Annotated in this window: 2 protein-coding genes and 1 tRNA gene; 1 reads left to right on the forward strand and 2 read right to left on the reverse strand. The window is 23.4% G+C overall.

The window, feature by feature from the left end:
* Nucleotides 1-422 precede the first annotated feature (422 nt).
* Nucleotides 423-1,148: an MgtC/SapB family protein gene (locus O212_RS0115660; RefSeq protein WP_024615992.1), complete on the reverse strand. Its 726-nt coding sequence runs from the start codon at nt 1,146-1,148 to the stop codon at nt 423-425.
* Between the two features lie 248 nt (nt 1,149-1,396).
* Between O212_RS0115660 and O212_RS16990 the strand changes: the two genes are divergently transcribed.
* Entirely contained in the window at nt 1,397-1,612 is a 216-nt protein-coding gene (locus O212_RS16990; protein ID WP_278244721.1) for a tyrosine-type recombinase/integrase, read from the forward strand.
* 88 nt (nt 1,613-1,700) lie between these two features.
* On the opposite strand, the gene O212_RS0115665 is transcribed toward O212_RS16990, so the two are convergent.
* A tRNA-Arg gene (locus O212_RS0115665) sits at nt 1,701-1,777 on the reverse strand.
* Nucleotides 1,778-1,911: the final 134 nt, after the last annotated feature.

Here is a 1,911-nt window from a genome sequence, read left to right on the forward strand (position 1 = left end):
TGTATTTCTATATTCTGTTCATTTTTCAAAGATCAAATTTCTTGCCGCTTCAAGCGACTTCATTATCTTATCATCAGAGAAATTTCTTGTCAACACTTTTTTTATGTTTTTCAACATTTTTTTGTGTTTCTCTTACGTCATCTCTCGTGACGACATGGATTATTCTATCATAGTCTTAATACGACAAAATTTTATAATATATTATAATTATAAATTAATTTTAAATTTCTTTATTTTTCTTCATTTTTCTTTATTTTTATTATATTGATACACTAGGAAAAGTTTTTGTTTATTTTATAATATATGACATAATAAAACTTAACTCTCGTCCAATTACCTCGATAAAAAAATCATATCAATATTTAAATATTAATATGATTATAAAATCTAAAAAATATTTTTAATCTTGTCTTTTTATAAATCTACCTTATTATTTTAGTGCTTATTACATCATCAATAGAACATATATCTGAAATGATTTCATTTAAGTCTATATTTCTTGGCGCTTCTATACTATAAATACAACTTTTAATATCATATTTATATTCACCTAAACTCTCCTCTTCCTTACATTCTTTATAATATAATTCTATACCCTTTATATTTATATCATCATCAGATAATATATGATCTATTTCCTTTATCGTATTATTTTTACTTTTATATTTAACTTCAAACCTAAATATTTCTATCTTTGTTATGAACTTATTCTGAAACTTCTTCAAAAAAACTAATACAATTACTATAATTAAAGCACTTATTATGCTTATTGTATAAAATCCCATTCCTATAGCCAATCCAACACATGCTACAGCCCATATAGATGCTGCTGTTGTAAGCCCCTTTATAGAGCCTTTATTTCTAATAATAGTTCCAGCACCTAAAAATCCGATACCTGATATAACTTGAGCCATTATTCTTCCAGAATCAACCTTTAAACTTCCTATTAATTCTGGATTAATTTTTGTTTGTTCAATAACAAAATAACCTAATTGCAATTCAATCAATGCTGAAATAGTAGCTCCTAAACAAACTAGTATATGAGTTCTAAATCCCGCAGGTCTATTTTTAAATTCCCTATCATATCCTATTATTCCACCAATAACAACTGAAATTAATAATCTAATTAATATATCGACTTCCTTCATAAAATCTTATCTCTTAAGAAACAATTATTATAATTATATTTTACTAATGCTTAAACTAATATATGAATAAATTTAATCATTAATTTAAATTACCTTAACTTATCTTATACCTTTTGTATTCATTATAAACCTATTGTTATATGTTAAATAAATTTATTATAGATATTTATTTCAATAATAATCTAATCTTTTCTAGTCTTATTAGAAATTATTTTAATAAAAATAATGTAAGATAAACATTTAAGAATATACTAAAGAAATGTAACTTAAAAGAAATAAGATTCCATAACTTAAGGCATACTTTTGCCACTATATTATTCGAGAATGGTGTTGCATCTAAAACAGTTCAAACATTACTAGGTGATAGTGATATAACTACAACATTAAATATATATAATCATGTTATGAAAGATACTAAGAATAAGGCAGTTGATAAAATAAATTACCTGTTTAAACTAGGATAAAATTTACTCTAGTTTTTATTTTTTTGTTTTCTATTGCACATCTATTAAACAATTCAGATAAAAAATAAGGAATTATAACCCTTGCAATTGGTACATCTAGCAAGATTCGAACTTGCGACCTTTGGATTCGAAGTCCACCGCTCTATCCAACTGAGCTATAGATGCATAAATAATATTACTATCTTTTTATTTTACTTTCTTATTATATGTATTACTAGTTATATTTAATTATTTAATTTTATAGAATTATTGAAAATTCAATAAAAACACTTAAAATAAAAAAGATATCCACAAAAAAT

It is taken from the genome of Clostridium sp. Ade.TY (genome assembly GCF_000498355.1).
Classification (GTDB): Bacteria; Bacillota; Clostridia; order Clostridiales; family Clostridiaceae; genus Clostridium.

Coding starts and splice junctions, on each gene's coding strand:
- O212_RS0115660 (WP_024615992.1), bottom strand. CDS start 1,148: ATGAAGGAAGTCGATATATTAATTAGATTATTAATTTCAGTTGTTATT.